Annotated in this window: 9 protein-coding genes and 1 pseudogene; 9 read left to right on the top strand and 1 reads right to left on the bottom strand. The window is 44.2% G+C overall.

Translation table 11 applies throughout. From position 1 onward, the window contains the following. Positions 1-177 precede the first annotated feature (177 nt). The 5 genes and pseudogenes from TZ97_RS10820 to trxA all read left to right on the top strand — a co-directional run. Positions 178-432: pseudogene (locus TZ97_RS10820) on the top strand (hypothetical protein); the annotation flags it as partial. A gap of 541 nt (positions 433-973) precedes the next feature. Beyond that, positions 974-2011 (top strand): M42 family metallopeptidase, encoded by a 1038-nt coding sequence (locus TZ97_RS04885; RefSeq protein WP_045759589.1) that lies wholly within the window; start codon positions 974-976, stop codon positions 2009-2011. 397 nt (positions 2012-2408) lie between these two features. Then, positions 2409-4394, top strand: coding sequence for a peptide ABC transporter substrate-binding protein (locus tag TZ97_RS04880; RefSeq protein ID WP_045759588.1), 1986 nt, complete (start codon positions 2409-2411; stop codon positions 4392-4394). 118 nt (positions 4395-4512) lie between these two features. Then, positions 4513-7542 (top strand): CocE/NonD family hydrolase, encoded by a 3030-nt coding sequence (locus TZ97_RS04875; RefSeq protein WP_045759587.1) that lies wholly within the window; start codon positions 4513-4515, stop codon positions 7540-7542. Between the two features lie 97 nt (positions 7543-7639). Next, positions 7640-7954: a thioredoxin gene (trxA, locus tag TZ97_RS04870; RefSeq protein ID WP_045759586.1), complete on the top strand. Its 315-nt coding sequence runs from the start codon at positions 7640-7642 to the stop codon at positions 7952-7954. A 331-nt stretch (positions 7955-8285) separates the two neighbouring features. On the opposite strand, the gene TZ97_RS04865 is transcribed toward trxA, so the two are convergent. Then, positions 8286-9764 (bottom strand): alpha-amylase, encoded by a 1479-nt coding sequence (locus TZ97_RS04865; protein WP_045759585.1) that lies wholly within the window; start codon positions 9762-9764, stop codon positions 8286-8288. Between the two features lie 172 nt (positions 9765-9936). Between TZ97_RS04865 and TZ97_RS04860 the strand changes: the two genes are divergently transcribed. From TZ97_RS04860 to TZ97_RS04845, 4 genes are read left to right on the top strand one after another with little or no spacing between them, the layout of a single operon-like run. After that, positions 9937-13047: a CocE/NonD family hydrolase gene (locus TZ97_RS04860; protein ID WP_045759584.1), complete on the top strand. Its 3111-nt coding sequence runs from the start codon at positions 9937-9939 to the stop codon at positions 13045-13047. A gap of 23 nt (positions 13048-13070) precedes the next feature. Then, entirely contained in the window at positions 13071-14702 is a 1632-nt protein-coding gene (locus TZ97_RS04855) for a M20/M25/M40 family metallo-hydrolase (protein WP_045759583.1), read from the top strand. A 38-nt stretch (positions 14703-14740) separates the two neighbouring features. After that, on the top strand, positions 14741-15484 hold the full coding sequence (locus TZ97_RS04850; RefSeq protein ID WP_045759582.1) for an ABC transporter ATP-binding protein: 744 nt from the start codon (positions 14741-14743) through the stop codon (positions 15482-15484). Continuing rightward, positions 15474-17120, top strand: a complete 1647-nt coding sequence (locus TZ97_RS04845) for a hypothetical protein (RefSeq protein WP_045759581.1) — start codon at positions 15474-15476, stop codon at positions 17118-17120. The genes TZ97_RS04850 and TZ97_RS04845 overlap by 11 nt, the downstream gene beginning before the upstream one ends. Positions 17121-17218: the final 98 nt, after the last annotated feature.

Below are 17218 nucleotides of genomic sequence, written 5' to 3'. Positions count from 1 at the left end.
CCCACTGATTTTTATGTAAAATGTTATTTCTCTTGGAATTTAAATCAAATTAGCCTATACTAATGACGTATATATGAGAACGAAAGAATCCCTAGGGTCGGCACTGCACCCATAAAATGAGACACAAGAAAACACTCCTGTTGAAATCTGGTAAACTAGAAACAGGAGTGTTTTGTTATGGTCAAAAAAGCATATTCGGTAGAAACTAAGTTAGCCTGTATCGAAATGAAGAAGGCAGGCAAATCAAATAAAGTTATCATGGATACCCTCAGTATCAAAAATGCTAGTCAGGCCAAGAACTGGTTGCGATGGTATCAGAATGATGAATTGTACCGTTTCCACCAACCCGTGGGGAAACAATATACTTATGGTAATGGGATGAAACAGTTATCTGAAGTGGAACAGTTACGTTTGCAGGTAGAATTACTAAAAAAGTATCAGAGCTTGATAAGAGAATCGACAAAGTAAGTCTTATCAAGCTAGTAGAAGAGTATAAGAAAACGTGCGCTGTATCTATTATTTTAGAATGTTTCGGCGTCAAACGCTCCACCTTTATCGCTGGAAACAGGAGTGTAAGAATTCTCAGAAAAGAGGCGAAATAGCAGATAATGGCTGTATCGAATGGTTTCACTCTGTTCTCAAGTCTGAAACCTTCTATCTCCATAAGTGGAGAAACATAACTGAAGATAGTCTAACAGATATTGTCAAAAATTACATCATATTTTATCCTGATAATTATGTTTCACCATTGAAATAGCCTGCGTGGAACTTGTTTAGACACCGTTAGTTGTGGACAAGTTTCTTTAGGTGCACTAGATGAATCTCTCCCAAAATGTGTTGAAAATATAAATAGAACTCTGGCTTTCTCCTAATGCAAGTACGGGAAGAGTTGAAAAACGCTAACCTGTAATCTCTCCTCTAGCTATTCCACCTATTTCATGCTAGAATAAAGAAAAACACATTTGGAGGCATTATGAATCAGACAGTGACTTATTTGCAGGAATTGACAGCCATTCCTTCACCGACCGGTTTTACACGTGAGATCGCAGACTATTTGGTCAAAACCATTGAAGGCTTTGGGTATGAGGTAACTCGGACTGCTAAGGGAGGCGTGAATGTGACCGTTCCTGGTGTGATCACAGACAAGCAACGCTACGTCACAGCCCATGTGGACACCTTGGGGGCTATTGTCCGCGCTGTGAAAGCAGATGGTCGGCTCAAGCTAGACCGTATCGGTGGTTTCCCTTGGAATATGATTGAAGGGGAAAATTGTACAGTCCATGTAGCCAATACAGGAAAGACCCATTCGGGGACAATTTTGGTCCATCAGACTTCTTGCCACGTCTACAAGGATGCGGGAACTGTCGAGCGGACTCAGGACAATATGGAAGTCCGTCTGGATGAAAAAGTGACCAATGAGAAAGAAACCCGTGCCCTTGGCATTGAAGTGGGTGATTTTGTCAGCTTTGATCCCCGGACCATTGTGACAGATACCGGCTTTATCAAATCTCGTCACTTGGATGACAAGGTGAGTGCAGCGATTCTCTTGAATCTTCTGCGCGTGTACAAGGAAGAACAGATCCAATTGCCAGTAACGACCACCTTTGCCTTTTCAGTCTTTGAAGAAGTGGGGCATGGTGCTAATTCTAGTATTCCGGCTGAAGTAGTAGAGTACTTGGCAGTGGACATGGGAGCTATGGGAGATGACCAAGCGACGGATGAATACACGGTATCCATCTGTGTCAAAGACGCTTCAGGACCGTATCACTACGAATTCCGTCAGCATTTGGTAGCCTTGGCAAAAGCCCAAGAAATCCCTTATAAGTTGGATATCTATCCTTTCTATGGATCAGATGCCTCTGCAGCCATGAGCGCAGGAGCAGAAGTGAAACACGCTCTTCTCGGGGCAGGGATCGAATCTAGCCACTCATATGAGCGGACTCACTTGGATTCTGTAGTCGCAACAGAGCGCATGGTCGATGCCTACCTCAAGAGCGAATTAGTAGATTAAAGATTGGATCTACTTTTGTGAACTAGCTTTAGAAAGAAAACAATGTTTTTTCTTAGAAAATAACATAAGAAGTTTTTTTATAAAATATCTAGTCCTTATAGTTTTTCAAATCAAAACTGAGACTTTCCGCTGTGAGAAAAGTGCTTGAAATAGAATCATTTCAAGCACTCGGGAGTTTTGAAACTTTAGGTTCAAAACTAAGTCATGGAACTTCGTAGAAGTTCGCTGACGTCCGTACTCACCTAAGGAAAGTCTCAAATAAGTCTTAAAGTTAAATTGATAACTACTCTCCGGAGTAGTTTTTTTATAAACTAAAATTTTCTGAAAATTCCTTTTCTTCTGAAAATCTTTGTGGTATAATCTTAAAATAAACTTAAAATTTCTTAAGGAGTTTTACATGAAAAAAAGAAATGTCATTGCACTTGCGGGAGTTGCCCTCCTTTCAGCAGGTATCCTAGCAGCTTGTTCGGGTGGTTCTAAATCATCTAGCTCAAGCAACGGTCAAAAATTCTCATATGTCTATGAGACTGAGCCAGAAAACCTAAACTATATCACATCTGGTAAAGCAGCAACCCACGATATCACTGGAAACTTGATTGATGGTTTGTTTGAAAATGATAAATACGGGAACTTGATTCCATCTCTTGCAAAAGATTGGACAGTTTCGCAAGATGGCTTGACTTATACTTATAAACTTCGTGACGATGCTAAATGGTATGATTCAGAAGGCGAAGAGTATGCGGATGTAACAGCTAAAGATTTCGTCACAGGAATTAAATATGCGGCTGATAACAAATCAGAAATGCTCTACATCATCCAAGATTCTATCAAAGGCTTGAATGACTACGTCAGTGGTAAAAATAAAGATTTCTCAGCTGTAGGAGTAAAAGCAGTTGATGATCATACCCTTCAAATCACTTTGAACCAACCAGAATCTTACTGGAACTCTAAATTGACTCTTGGGATCACTTTCCCTGTCAACGAAAAATTCGTGAAATCAAAAGGGGATAAATTCGCTCAAGCAAGTGACACAAGCTCCCTTCTTTACAATGGTCCTTACATCTTGAAGAGCTTTACTTCAAAATCTTCTATCGAAATGACCAAGAATGAAAACTACTGGGATAAAGACAAGGTCTACATCTCAGATGTGAAATTGGAATTCTACGATGGACAAGACCAAAGTAAATTGGCCAAATCATTCGGAGAAAATGCTCTTAGCTTGGCAAAACTCTTCCCAACTGGATCTGGTTACTCAGAGCAAGCCAAAGAATTTAAAGACGAAATCACCTACACTCCTCAAGATGCTGCTTCTTATGTCATTGGTACCAACATCGACCGTCAATCTTACAAACACACAGCTAAGAAGACCGACGAAGAAAAACAATCTACTAAGAAAGCCCTCTTGAACAAGGACTTCCGTCAAGCGATCAGCTTTGCATTCAACCGTGAAGCTTATGCTGCTCAATTGAACGGAAAAGACGGAGCAAGCAAGATCATCCGTAACCTCTACATTCCACCAACATTTGTCCAAGCTGATGGCAAGACCTTCGGTGAAATGGTGAAAACACAATTGGATACCTACGGAGATGAGTGGAAATCTACTAAACTAGATGATGGTCAAAACGGTCTCTTCGATGCTAAGAAAGCGAAGGAAGAGTTTGCAAAAGCGAAAACTGCTTTGGAAGCAGAAGGTGTGAAATTCCCAATTCACATCGATATGCCTGTGGACCAAACCACTCCATCAAGAGTTCAACGGGTGCAATCTTTCAAACAATCAGTTGAAGAAGCGCTTGGTAAAGAAAATGTCGTTATCGATATCCAAATGCTTTCGAAAGAAGACCTTCAAAATGTGACCCTCTTTGCGCCAAATGCGGCTGGAGAAGACTGGGATCTCTCTGATAATGTTGGATGGAGCCCTGACTACCAAGACCCATCAACTTACATGGATATCTTGAAAGCTTCATCTGGTGAAAATACTAAAACTTTCCTTGGATTTGACCCAAGTGAAAACAATGAAGCAGCTAAAAAAGTTGGTCTGTACGACTTTGAAAAGATGATCAAAGATGCTGGTGCAGAAACACAAGACGTCAACAAACGATATGAAAAATATGCGGCTGCGCAAGCTTGGTTGACTGATAGCGCCCTTGTTATGCCAACTTCTTCATCAACTGGACGTCCATTCTTGACACGTATCGAACCATTCTCAGCTCCATTTGCATGGACTGGTGGTAAAGGAAAAGACCACGTGATCTACAAAGGAATGAAACTCCAAGACAAAGCTGTGACAAGTGCTGACTACAACAAAGCCCTTGAAAAATGGCAAAAAGAACAAGCAGAGTCAAACAAAAAAGCACAAGAAGATCTTAAGAAACACGTTAAATAAGAATCGATAACCGAGGCTGATGCCTCGGTTTTTTTTGGATCAGATGAACATCTGTTTGATATAAAAACGCTTACATAGTATAATAGTAGTGTTGATTACAAAAAGTGAGGAGATTGACATGAAAAAGAAAACAATGGTTTCCATTGTCGCATCGAGCTTACTGATCGCGCCGATGGTCTTGCATCAAGTAGTAGCAGCAGACGAGCAAACGGAAGAGTTAGCCCCATCGACAGAAGTGGTCCATGCTCCATCTACTGAAGCAAGACCGACAACAAGTGACGCAAGTACTGTCACTAGTGAAGAAGCAGCAAACTTGAATGAGGCATCGCTGGATCGGACAGCAGTTGCCAATCAAGCAAACCCTGCTACAGAAGAACACACAAGACAAAGTGAGCCTACAGTCCCAGTAGCAAGTCCAGCAGCAACAAACAGGGAAGTTGCGCCTCAAGCTGCTTCTACTTCAGAAGCTTCGGTAACAGCCCAGGATTTGGCAAAGGTCACAGGTAGCACCCTTGCAGAGGATCAGACCTCTAAAGAGTTGACGGTCCAAGATGCTGTTAATGGCTTGCTTCAATGGGCAGCAACAGATCCTAGCCAATTGGGCCAAAGCCAAGCAGATCGCGAACGCTTTGCCAAGAGTTTAGGCTTGATTGAAAAATCAGAAGATTTGACTCGTAAGGTTAGTCAGCCAGAATTGGCCAAGATGTATGAAACAGCTAAGAAACTCTACGATGCCTACCGGGCTGAAAAGAAAAGCCCGCTCTTTTTAAATGGTCGTGCCCAGCCGATTTTCCCTTATACGACGGGAGAAAAAGCAGACCAAGACTACAAATATGAAGACAGCCAAATTGTACGCTTCCCTGTCTATGTCGAAACGGACTACGACACCGACGCAGATGGCAAGCCTGACTTAGTCAAAGCCATTGTTCAACTACCAAAAGCAGTAGCGCAAGGTGATTTTAAGGCAGCCACTATTCTGGAAGCGCGCCCTTACGTAGCGGGGACGCTTGATGAAAACTACGTGACCCTCGAAAGTTTGGGGCTTCCAACGGACGGTAGCTATGACATGAAGAAACTGCACAGCCAACCTGCAAAGAGACAGCCAGTAAGCAGTGAAACAACAGTAGAAGCAGCCAAAAAAGCCAAGGCATCGGATTGGTATTACTACAGTCCCTACGAGTATATCTATGACTACGAAGATCTGAACTGGTACGACTATTTCTTGGTCAGAGGCTATGCCTTTATCTCGAGTGCGGGACTTGGTACCAAGGAATCAGAAGGATTTAACACCACAGGATCCGATCTCGAAATCAATGCCTTCAAGAATATCATCGAGTGGGTCAATGGCAAACGCAAGGCCTACACCGATAAGACTAGCAATGTTGAAATCAAGGCAGACTGGGCAACAGGCAATGTCGCTATGACCGGTCTCTCCTGGGCTGGAACCACGACCTTTGGTGTGGCAGCGACAGGCGTAGAAGGCCTAAAGACCATCGTTCCAGCAGCAGGGATTGCCTCTTGGTATGATTATTTCAATAGCCAAGGAACCCAGTTTGGTAACGCCCCTTATAGTGATCTTTCATGGCTATCCCTCTACGTTAGCACGCGGATGCTGGACCAAGACGACTGGGCAGGGATTTGGCAAAACTATTCCAACTACATCAACCAATTGAACAAGGACCAGTACGCCCATGATCGTAACTACAGCGATGTCTGGAAGGAGCGGGATTATACCCTTCATCCAGAAAATCTCAAGACCAGCGCCCTGATCGTCCATGGCTTGAATGATGACAATGTCAAGACCAAACACTTTGAACTCATGTACGATGCCCTCAAGAAAGCAGGACAAGATGTCAAGCTCTATCTCCACCAAGGAGATCACGTCTATCCAGCGGCTATGTCACGAGGATACGGCATCACCTCCAATGGTCAGGACTTTTATGACCTGCTCAATACCTGGCTGACCCATTACCTCTACGGTGTGGACAATCACGTCGAAAGTTTGCCAGCGGTTCTAGCTCAAAACAACTATGATCCAAGCAAGTGGACCAGCTATGATAACTGGAAGAGCAGTCAACGTCTCTTCTTGAATGCAAGCTCTAAACGGCTAGAAGAAACCATTTCTAGTGATTATGCGGCTGCAGGTGTTGAGATCGCTAACCGTAATGAAACAGTCAGCAAAGCCTCCTCTAAGGCCAATCTGACCTTTGTTTCTGATATTACTGAGGACACTACGATCAAGGGCCACATCCCCGTTCATTTCAAGGCAGCTCTTGCCAAGGGTCAAGGAAAGAATTTCCAAATCAACGCCCTCTTGGTAGATGTGGCAGATGAGGATTTTGACGTGGTAGGAAATGGTAGCGTCAAGCAAGATAAAACAGCAGACGGTTTCTGGATGGGAAGCAATTTAAGCAACCTATCTGTTGCCGAATACGAAACCATCAAGACCAAATACAAGGTGATCGCAAAAGGGTGGATCAATCTTGCGAACCCTGAGTCTGGCTACGATTCAGCAAGCTCACGCGCTAGCATCGAGCCTAAAGTGGGAGAATACCACGATTACACGGTTTATCTCCAACCAAATCTCTATACAGTTAAGAAAGGTCACAAGTTAGCCCTAGTCTTTAACACCTATGACCCATCTGATTTAACGGTGGAGCATCCATATGAAGTGACCTTCAAGACAGATTCTATCCAGGCGGCGATTCCAATTGTCGAGAAGACCCGCGCCCAAAAGGCAGCCTATGTGCCAAGTGCAACAGATACAGACTATGCAAACTTGCCAGAAGTTGAAGGAGCTGCTTTAGTCGCTCCAGAAGTGCACTACAAGGAAGAATATAGGCTTCCAAGCCCAGAATCCTTTGTCCAACCAAGCCAAACTCTTCCTGAAAAAGAAGAACAGATGCAAAGAGAATCAGCAAGACAAGAGAAACCTCATCATACACTAGCTGTATCCTATGGCCCTCAATTTGTTTCACTAGGATTGGCAGAAGATCCTCAAGTTGCGACTTCTGCAGTAGGAGGAGAACAGGCAGATCCTACGCTTCCTCAAACAGGGAGCAAAGATCATGCTCTGGGTCTCTTAGGGGTGATCAGCCTAACAGCTTCTAGTCTCATCTTTTGGCGCAAAAAGAGAGAAGATGCCTGAGGAGTCCCCGTAGCAAATATTTCTAAAATGGCATCTTTTAGTGTAAAATAAAAGTAGAAATGCAGAATCAGTAGTCACTACTGAAAAAGGAGGAAATATGGCACACGTAATCACAGATGCAACTTTTGAACAAGAAACCAGCCAAGGACTTGTCTTGATTGACTTTTGGGCAACTTGGTGTGGTCCATGCCGCATGCAGGCTCCAATCTTGGATCAGTTGGCAGAAGAAGTACATGAAGATGATTTGAAAATCTGTAAGATAGATGTCGATGAAAATCCAAATACAGCGCGTCAATTCGGTATCATGTCGATCCCAACTCTTCTCTTTAAAAAAGATGGACAAGTTGTCAAACAAGTGGCTGGAGTTCATACGAAAGCCCAATTGAAAGAAATCATTGCAGAATTGAGCTAAAAAGAAGGGAGTGGGAAAGAACTCCGACTAGTAAAAAAGAGTTCGACTTCCCACCCCCGCACAGTTGATTAGGTCATCTTTGGAGCTTAAAAAGCGAACAAAGATACCAATCAACCACTGCGTCATACAGTTATTTCTATCAAACATCGAAGGCTGGATAATTTTTTCCAGCTTTTTTTGATGCTCTTTATTTCTTTCAAATAGATGTGACACCCATTGACAGCGCTTTCTTATAGTGCTAAAATGAAGCTGTATTTCCTATAAAATTTTTACAGGAAAAAATTCTCCTAGGAACAGGTAGATCCTAGGAGAAAATCACATTTATTGGTTATTAGCCCTCTGTATCTTGGGCTACCCAGACGCTGACAGAGCGTTCTGCAACTGGGAATTCGGCAGTACCGTCTTCTTGAACTTGGACAGTTTCGCTACAATTTTCTAAGACATCATAGTAGGTGAGTCCTGCGTATGATGAGCCAATCTCCATGACTTTTGTAGCAGCTTGGTTATTCGAAATCAAGCAGGCGATTGGTTCTGATTCTTCTGTACCTGAGCATGTCCAACCGATGCAATTAGGATCATCGAAGTAGTCCGTCTGTTCCCCATAGGCCAGATCTTTACGAACCCATAAGAGACGATCGAGAACCTCTTGGAAACTTTCTTGCGCAAATTTGCCCTCGATACCGTAGTAGTCTCCAAAGAAAACACAAGGCAAACCAGCTTCACGAAGTAAGATCAAAGCATAGGCTGCAGGCTTAAACCATTCTTCAATGGTAGATTCCAAGGCTTGCCCTCGTTGGGTATCGTGGTTGTCCACAAAGGTCACGGCCTGTTCAGGATGATTGAGAGCTAGTGTTCCATCAAAAATGGTTCGAAGGTCGAAATTTTCACCTTCTTGACTAGCTCGGAAGAGATTTTGGTGGAGGGCCACATCGATCAAGTCATACAAGTAGTCAATGCTTTCCAAGTACTCATCGTTGGTTTCTGTGTCGCCATTCCAAAATTCACCAAAGACGTAGAAATCTTCTCCATATTTTTTGGTGATATTGTGGATGAAATTCTTCATAAAGAAGGAGTCAATGTGCTTGACTGCATCTAGACGGAAGCCCTCAACCCCTGTTGTTTCGATAAACCATTCAGCCCATTGGTCGAGATTTTCTACAACCTCTGGATGTTTGAAATCGATATCGGCATACATGAGGTAATCGTAGTTTCCGTTTTCCTTGTCAACCAGATCTCCATGAGCCCAACCTTTGTTGTCCCCTTGGATTTGGTAGATCCCATTCTTATTACGTGAAGCATCGTAGTCAGTGCCGGTGAAGTGGTACCAATGCCAGTGGAAGTCATTATAGGCGCCATTTCGGCCATCAAAGATGAATTTGGTCCATCCTTGAATGGTGAAGGGCTCAGTGAGAACCTTGTTTCGATCCATCGGATCGACCTCAACGACCTCGAATTCCTCTAAGCCATCAGCAGCAGCTTTATGGTTGAGAACGACATCGGCCATTGGTTGAATCCCAGCATCTTTGAGGGCTTGAATAGCTTGAAGATAATCGTCTTTGAAACCATATTTGGTACGAACTGTTCCTTTTTGGTCGAACTCGCCCAAATCAAAGAGGTCATAGACTCCGTACCCAACGTCATTGTTAGAAGTAGCTTTAAAAGCAGGCGGCATCCAGACTTTACGAATACCCAAGTCTGCTAAGTGTTGCGCATCTTCAGCAAGACGCATCCAGTGGTTCCCATCAGAGGGCAAATACCACTCAAAATATTGCATTAAGGTTTGATTTTCCATTTTTATTTCTTCTTTCATGTGAATGTCCCTATTTTACCAAAAATAGTTGGATGCCACAAACGTTTGCGCTGGAAGCAAGCCCTTTCTAGAAAAGAAATCGCATACATGAAAGAAATGAAGTGAGAATATAAAAAAATAGAGTCGGGTTCCGCTAGGACTGACTTTGAAAATGGTGAAAGGAGACCATTTTATGAAAAAAACAACTCTTGTTTCTCTACTCGTTGCAGGTTTACTGATTAGTCCTGCTGTACTCGCCCAGCATGTGCAAGCAGCCCAAGTAAGTAGCACAACTACTGAAGAGACGGTGACTCCTTCAGCGACAAGCTCTGAAGTTACTGAAACAGTGACCTCAACCCAAGGAGACACTAAAGAAACCGTACAGCCTGAAAAAGTAGAAGAGGTTTCAGAAACTAACCGACCAACCACTTCACCAACCGCTCCGACAACTACTCCGACAACTGAGCTACATGAAGAACCTGCTTCAAGTCCAACGGTAGTGAGCGCTCCAACTGTTGAGTCCAATCTAACCAATCAGCCAAGCCCTGCATCTGCGACTCCTACCGTTGGCAGTCAAGAGGTGAGCGCGACTCCAAAAGTAACCCAAGGAGATTTGGCTGAAATTACTGGTGCAACTGTAACCGACCAGGATCGTGAAAAAGAAGTCACTGTGACGGAGGCAGTCAATCAACTATTGAACTGGGCTTCAACCAAGGAAAATCAAGTCGGATCTACTGATAAAGACCGATTAGCTTTTGCCAAGAGCCTAGGGATGGTCAAGGAAGGAGTGGAGGGATCCGCTCCAGTTACTAATCTCACTTCAATGGTTGATGTAGCCAAACAGCTTCGAGCAGCTTACCGCGCGGATAAGAAGACCCCTCTCTTTTTGAATGGCAAAGCACAACCTATTTTCCCATTTACGCCAGGAGACGATCCGGAGCATTACTCCTATGACAAGAGTGACATCGTTCGCTATATTGTCTATGTGGAAACCGATTATGATACCGATGGAGACGGCAAGCCTGACTTGGTCAAGACCTTTGTGCAGGTGCCAAAAGCTGCTGTCAATGGGGACTATAAAGCTGCGACCATCTTTGAAGCCAGCCCTTATGTAACAGGAACGACAGAAGAGCGTACCTTAGAGGGAATTGGTCTCAAAGAAGGTGGAAACTTCGATATGGCCAAGCTCTATGAAAAACCTGCCAAACGCCAAGCAACCAAGACTGTTACGACAGAAGAAGTAGCCAAAGCGACTGATCCAAAGGATTGGTACTACGTCAATCCGCGTGAAAGCTCTGAAGATTATACGCATTATGATTACGAAAATCTCAACTGGTACAATTATTTCTTAGTTCGTGGTTATGCAGTGGTGACCAGCAGTGGTTTGGGCTCAAAAGGATCAGACGGGATCAATACGACCGGCTCTGACCTTGAAGTCGCAGCTTATAAAAATATTGTTGAGTGGCTCAATGGCAAACGCAAAGCTTACTCAGATAAGACTAGCAACCAGGAAGTCAAGGCGGACTGGTCCAACGGAAACGTCGCTATGACTGGTTTATCTTGGGCAGGTACGACAACATTTGGTGTAGCATCTACTGGAGTGGAAGGTCTCAAGACCATTGTGCCAGCTGCAGGGATTGCTAGTTGGTACGACCATTTCAACAGCCAAGGATCTCCTCTTGATACCGGAGCTTCCAATGACCTATCTTGGCTATCTGTCTATACTTCAGGCCGAATCCTTGATAAGGAAGATTGGGACAAGGTCAAGGATTACTATGCAGCCTATATCACCAAGCTCAATGAGCTCCAACACAAGGATGGTCATAATTATAACGAAGAATATGCCAAACGCGACTACACGCTTAACGCAGCTAACTTGAAAGCAGCCCCTCTCATTATTCAAGGGCTCAATGATGACAATGTAAAACCCAAACATTTTGAACTCATGTTAGAAGCCTATAAGAAGGCGGGAATCGATGCCAAGGTCTTGCTCCACCAGGGCAATCACATCTATCCATCTACGCGTTGGTCAGGGACAGAAGTCGCAGGCCAAGCCTTTAATGACCTGATGAATCTCTGGTATAGCCATTACCTCTACGGTATTGAAAATGGGATTGAAAACCTTCCACAGGTAACGGCTCAGGACAATCTAGATCCAAGTAAATGGCGTCGTTTTGATAAATGGGATACCAACAATGCCATCTCTGCTCGAATCTACTCCAAACGGGAGGATGTGACAGTAACCGGTGATTACTATGGTACGGGAAATAACTGGACTACACGTAACCAAGATGCGGCCTTCCATTCCTCAGAAGTAGCGGCTTCCTATGCAGCACCAGTCGACCAAGATGTCACCATCAAAGGCCATATTCCTGTGCATTTTAGCGCTGCTTTTGTCAAGGGAGACAAAAACCATGCCCATGTCAGTGCGACCTTGATGGATGTCTCAGACGAAGACTTTGATGTGGTCAAAGAAGAAATCACCTATGACAAAGACGGTTACAGCACACGCACATTGGACAAGGAAACGATCGATGAGACAGGCTACTGGAATGGTAGCAACCTTGAAACCTTGCCTCTCAAACGTTACAAGACCCACAAGGTTAAGAGTGTGGTGATTGCGCGTGGTTGGATGAATTTGGCTAATCCAGCATCTCGCTATGACTCAGCAAGTTCTAGTCATTCTATTGATCTGAAAGAAAACGAATATCATGATTACACCATGTATCTGCAACCAAATCTCTATACAGTGAAAAAAGGCCATCGACTGGTTTTGAGTTTGCACACCTATGATCCGGATTACATCTATTTTGCAGATCCTTATGAAGTGACCTTCAAGACAGATTCTATTTCTGCAACGATTCCAATCGTTGAAGACAGTCGGTCTCTCTTGTTCCGTTATCAACCAAGTGAAAAAGATACAGAGTATGCGTCATTGGCAGATCGGATCTTACCAATTGCAACCATTCAACCAAAAGTAGATCCTGAACAAGACCCAAGTCCAGTAGATCAAGCAGAAAAACCAATTGTTCCAAGTAATCCAATGACGCCAACTAATCCAGCTATTTCTGAAATTTCTCAAAAACCAAGCCATGGTCGGGATCTGATGGACTTCCGTAAGGAACAAAAAGAAGAAACTGCACAGGAATTGGCTCAAAGAGCTAATAAAGATAAGATAGAAGTGACAAGCCAACCAAGCCTTCCAAAAACAGGTCAAGCAACAAGCCCTTGGACCCTCTTTGGTTTCCTAGGACTCGTGCTCACCAGCCTTTTGTCACTTGGCAAAGCTCACAAAGATGAATAATAGAAAAGAAGGATGGAGAGAAAGTGAAAACCACCAATAGAGAGAGCATCGAAACAATTTTTACCGAAGCCTTGGCGATTCCAAGCTTCACCAACACGGAGACCGAGCAAGGAATCGAAGCTTACCTGGATCAACGGATTGGCCAGATCCCCTATTTCAAGGAACATCCGGACCACTTTGGGCGCTATCAGGTGCCTCAGGATCACTTGCATCGGTCGGTCAATTGGGCCTTGGTCGATAAGGGCAAGAAAAAAACAGTTATCCTTTTCCACCACCATGATACGGTCGATCTAGAAGACTATGGAAATTTGTCGGAGATCGCGCTCGATTCTGATCAAGTAGCAGAAGCCTTGAAAACATTGGATAGGCGACCCGATATGCAGGCAGATTTAGCTTCTGGGGAGTGGAAATTTGGCAGAGGTTCTTGCGATATGAAAGCAGCCCTAGCCCTTCAATTGGGGGTTCTGGAAGCCTATGCAGCAGCCCCCTCAGAAGGTCAGGTCAATCTGCTCTATCTCTCTGTTGGAGATGAGGAATCCTATTCACGTGGGATGCGAGGAGCTTTGGGTCTCCTCACAGATTTGCAGGAAAAGTTTGATCTGAATTATGTATTAGCAGTGGATTCAGAACCCTTTGAATCGGAAGTAGGAAAAGAAAAGGTCCTTCACATTGGCACAGTCGGCAAACTCATGCCAGTCGTTGTGGCGCAAGGCGTCTTGTCCCATATGAAGGAGCCCCTTAAAGGGATCAATGCCTTGTCCCTCTTAGTAGCCATCGCAAGCCAGCTAGATCTTCATCCCGATCTGGCAGATCAGGCCTTGGGAGAAACGTCTCCCCTTCCTTCTTGGTCCTATCTCAGAGATTTGAAGGAGCAGTATGATGTATCGACTGTGCTCTATGCGGCTGGTTATTTCAGTGTGTTGCATTTGAAGAAAACACCCCAAGAGCTCTTGCAACGTATCTATGAGCTTAGTCAGGAGGCCTTGGACGCCTTTTACAAGAAGTATGAGCACTTGCAGGATCAGGCTGGCCAAGAACATATTATTGCAAGGCCAAGAGTCATCACCTATCAAGAACTAGAGGAACGTTGCCAAGACTTAGAGGGTTACCAAGCCTTTAGGGAAGCTTCTAACCAAAAAGCGGAATACGATTTTCGTAATGGTACCAGCTACCAGAGCCTTGCAATCCAGCAAATCCAGCGACTCCTAGAGTTTCTCGGAGATAAGGATCCCATGGTGGTCATTGGTTTTGCGCCCCCATATTATCCTTCTATGAATTGTCGCTTTTTGGACAATACAGAACTCAAAATCGAATCCTTGATCGAGGATTACCGCCAGTATCTGGACAAAAGAGGCTATAGCTTGAAGGTCGAAGAATACTTTATGGGGATTAACGACACCAGCTATTGTGCCTTGGAAAAGGATGTGGCTTCTTATCAAGTCGTCCTTGATAGCCTAGCCACTCCGGCTCAAATTTATGATCTGGATCTGGATAAAATTGCTCGAATTCAGGTTCCAGCGATCAATCTCGGGCCCTGGGGTAAAGAATTGCATAAGCGAGGAGAGCGGGTTTACCAAGAAGATTTCTTGGAGACCATTCCAACCTATCTGCTAGATTTGCTCTACCATTTCGATGATCGCTTATCAACAGAATAAGAAAAACGATCCCTGTGAGGATCGTAAAGGGAGTTAGTATGATTACATTCCACGGAGTTACCAAAGATTACGATGGGCACATTGCCCTCAACCACTTGGATCTGACCATCGAAGATGGGCAAATTGTCGGACTGATTGGCCACAACGGAGCCGGTAAGTCCACAACCATCAAGAGCCTGGTCAGTGTCATCACCCCAAGCACTGGGACGATTGAAGTGGACGGTCAGGACCTCTATAGCCATCGGCTTGCGATCAAAAAGAAGATCGGTTATGTGGCGGATTCGCCGGATCTTTTCTTGCGTCTCACAGCCAATGAATTCTGGGAGTTGGTTGCGACCTCTTATGATATGAGTCAGAAGGACTGTGATCAACGCTTGGAGGAGCTTCTTCGGATCTTTGATTTTCAGAGCCACCGCTATGAAGTGATTGAATCCTTTTCACATGGGATGCGCCAGAAGGTCTTTGTTATTGCAGCGCTCTTATCCGATCCAGATATCTGGGTCTTGGATGAACCGATGACCGGGTTGGACCCGCAGGCTTCTTACGATTTAAAACAAATGATGCGCCAACATGCGGATCGCGGAAAGACCGTTATTTTCTCTACCCACGTCTTAGAAGTAGCCGAACAACTCTGTGATAAAATTGCTATTCTGAAAAAGGGAAATCTCATTTTCTATGGGACGATCGAGGAATTGAAGGGACAACATCCAGAACAAAGCCTGGAAAGTATCTATCTCAGTCTAGCGGGGCGGAAGGAAGAAGGTGGCGATCATGCGTCCTAAGATCATCCAACAGCTGGTCAATGTCAATATCATCTATGCCAGTCAGCCCGCTCAGATCGCAAAATTACGTGCCAAACAGGCCAAAAAACCGGACGTCAAACTCAATGTTGCCCGTAAATCGGTGCTCAACTACCTCTTTTTAGGATTGGTCTATTTCGTCATATTTGGCTTGCTCTTTAGTATCAATGATTTTGTAAACCAACCAGCCTTCTTTGTCAATATGGTCGCCCTCTTTTCCTTGATGACCATTTCCCAAGGCTTTATGAGTTTTTACAATGTCTTTTATGAAAGTAAGGACCTGCAGTTTTACCGCCCCTATGCCTTCTCAGATGCAGAAGTCATAGCAGGAAAGAGCATCTCGGTCATCCTGACTCTTCTCATGGCTATTCTCCCGTTGATTAGTTATTTTCTGATCCTCCCTGTGCAGGCAGGTGGTTTCAATCCGTTAGGGATCCTGCTAGGCCTCTTTTGTGCCTTAATTCTCTTAGGCGTTCTCTTTTTAGCGACGATCATCCTATCCCATCTGATCACTAAGACCCTCTTTTTCAAAAAACACACGACCCTGGTCTCCAACATCATGGTTGGAATTGGTTCTCTTCTGAGTCTAGGAGCTTATCTCTATCTGAATCTAGTCCAGACCCATCGGGTAGAAGTGACGGGGGGTGCAGATATTCCCATTCTTTTTCCGCCTTTTATTGCCTTTCATCAGTTCATTCTCCATCCTTTTGATGGAGGAGCGATCTTTGGCATTCTGGGCTGGATCGCGGTGCTTTTAGTTCTGATCGGCCTGGTTCGCAAAATCGTGATCCCGCAGTTTTATGATGCGGCCCTTGCAGTTGCAACCAACCAAACCGTCAAAGAGCGCGTGAAAGCGATCCATGTGGGTCAGAAAGACTCCTTTAGACGATTTGTCATTCAGTATCATCGCAGACTCTTAGCCGATGGAACCCTTATGGTGCAAGTTCTCTTGATGATGAGCATTCTGCCTTATATTTTCCTACTCAGTGGAGCAGCAGGAGCATCGAAAAATATAGGAGGCCTCAATCCTTACTTGACACCCCAGTATCTGGTGCCACTGGCCCTTGTTGCCTTCTTGATCGGTGTTTTTAATAGTTTTGGAGGCTTGACCAGTATCGGTATTTCGCTGGAGCGTGAAAACTTTGAATACTTGAGATCGCTCCCTATTGATTTTAAACGCTATCTCTTTATGAAATTTTGGTTGCTCTATCTGGTGCAATCCATTCTTCCTGTCATTCTTCTAGTTGGCGTTTGTCTCTATTTTGGCGTCCATCCCTTGGCTATCCTAGCCATGTTGCTGATCTGGGTTGTAACAACCATTCCGATCTGCATTCGAGACTATGTCAAGGATTTTCAGAACTTTAGCACCAATTGGACCAATATCACGGAGTTGATGACCCGCCATCGTGGGAATGCAGTTCTTCAGTCTATTCTCTTGATTGTCTTTCTCTTTGTGATGTTTCTCTTGATCATTGTCAGCTTTATTTGGACCTATCATTCCGTCAGCACCCTGCTGGCTGTGATCCTTTATAGTATCATCCTGTTAATTGGAGTAGGGATCAGCTATAGCATCTACCGCAAAAAAATCCGTACCCTCTACCAAGAGATCGGACAATAAAAAGAGAGAGTGGGACAGAAATCAGTCATTCGTTAGAATTCGATTTCGTCGTCCCACCCTCCGCACAGTTGAGTAGGGCTGTAAAGCTGATGAAATCA

This window comes from Streptococcus parasanguinis (genome assembly GCF_000963275.1).
Classification (GTDB): domain Bacteria; phylum Bacillota; class Bacilli; order Lactobacillales; family Streptococcaceae; genus Streptococcus; species Streptococcus parasanguinis_B.
This window is presented reverse-complemented; position numbering and strand designations above follow the sequence as displayed.

Bases quoted from the DNA above. Each gene is read 5' to 3' on its own strand.
- TZ97_RS04875 (WP_045759587.1), top strand. From the start codon at position 4,513: ATGAAAAAGAAAACAATGGTTTCCATTGTCGCATCGAGCTTACTGATC.
- TZ97_RS04850 (WP_045759582.1), top strand. From the start codon at position 14,741: ATGATTACATTCCACGGAGTTACCAAAGATTACGATGGGCACATTGCC.
- TZ97_RS04845 (WP_045759581.1), top strand. From the start codon at position 15,474: ATGCGTCCTAAGATCATCCAACAGCTGGTCAATGTCAATATCATCTAT.
- TZ97_RS04885 (WP_045759589.1), top strand. From the start codon at position 974: ATGAATCAGACAGTGACTTATTTGCAGGAATTGACAGCCATTCCTTCA.
- TZ97_RS04860 (WP_045759584.1), top strand. From the start codon at position 9,937: ATGAAAAAAACAACTCTTGTTTCTCTACTCGTTGCAGGTTTACTGATT.
- trxA (WP_045759586.1), top strand. From the start codon at position 7,640: ATGGCACACGTAATCACAGATGCAACTTTTGAACAAGAAACCAGCCAA.
- TZ97_RS04865 (WP_045759585.1), bottom strand. From the start codon at position 9,764: ATGAAAGAAGAAATAAAAATGGAAAATCAAACCTTAATGCAATATTTT.
- TZ97_RS04880 (WP_045759588.1), top strand. From the start codon at position 2,409: ATGAAAAAAAGAAATGTCATTGCACTTGCGGGAGTTGCCCTCCTTTCA.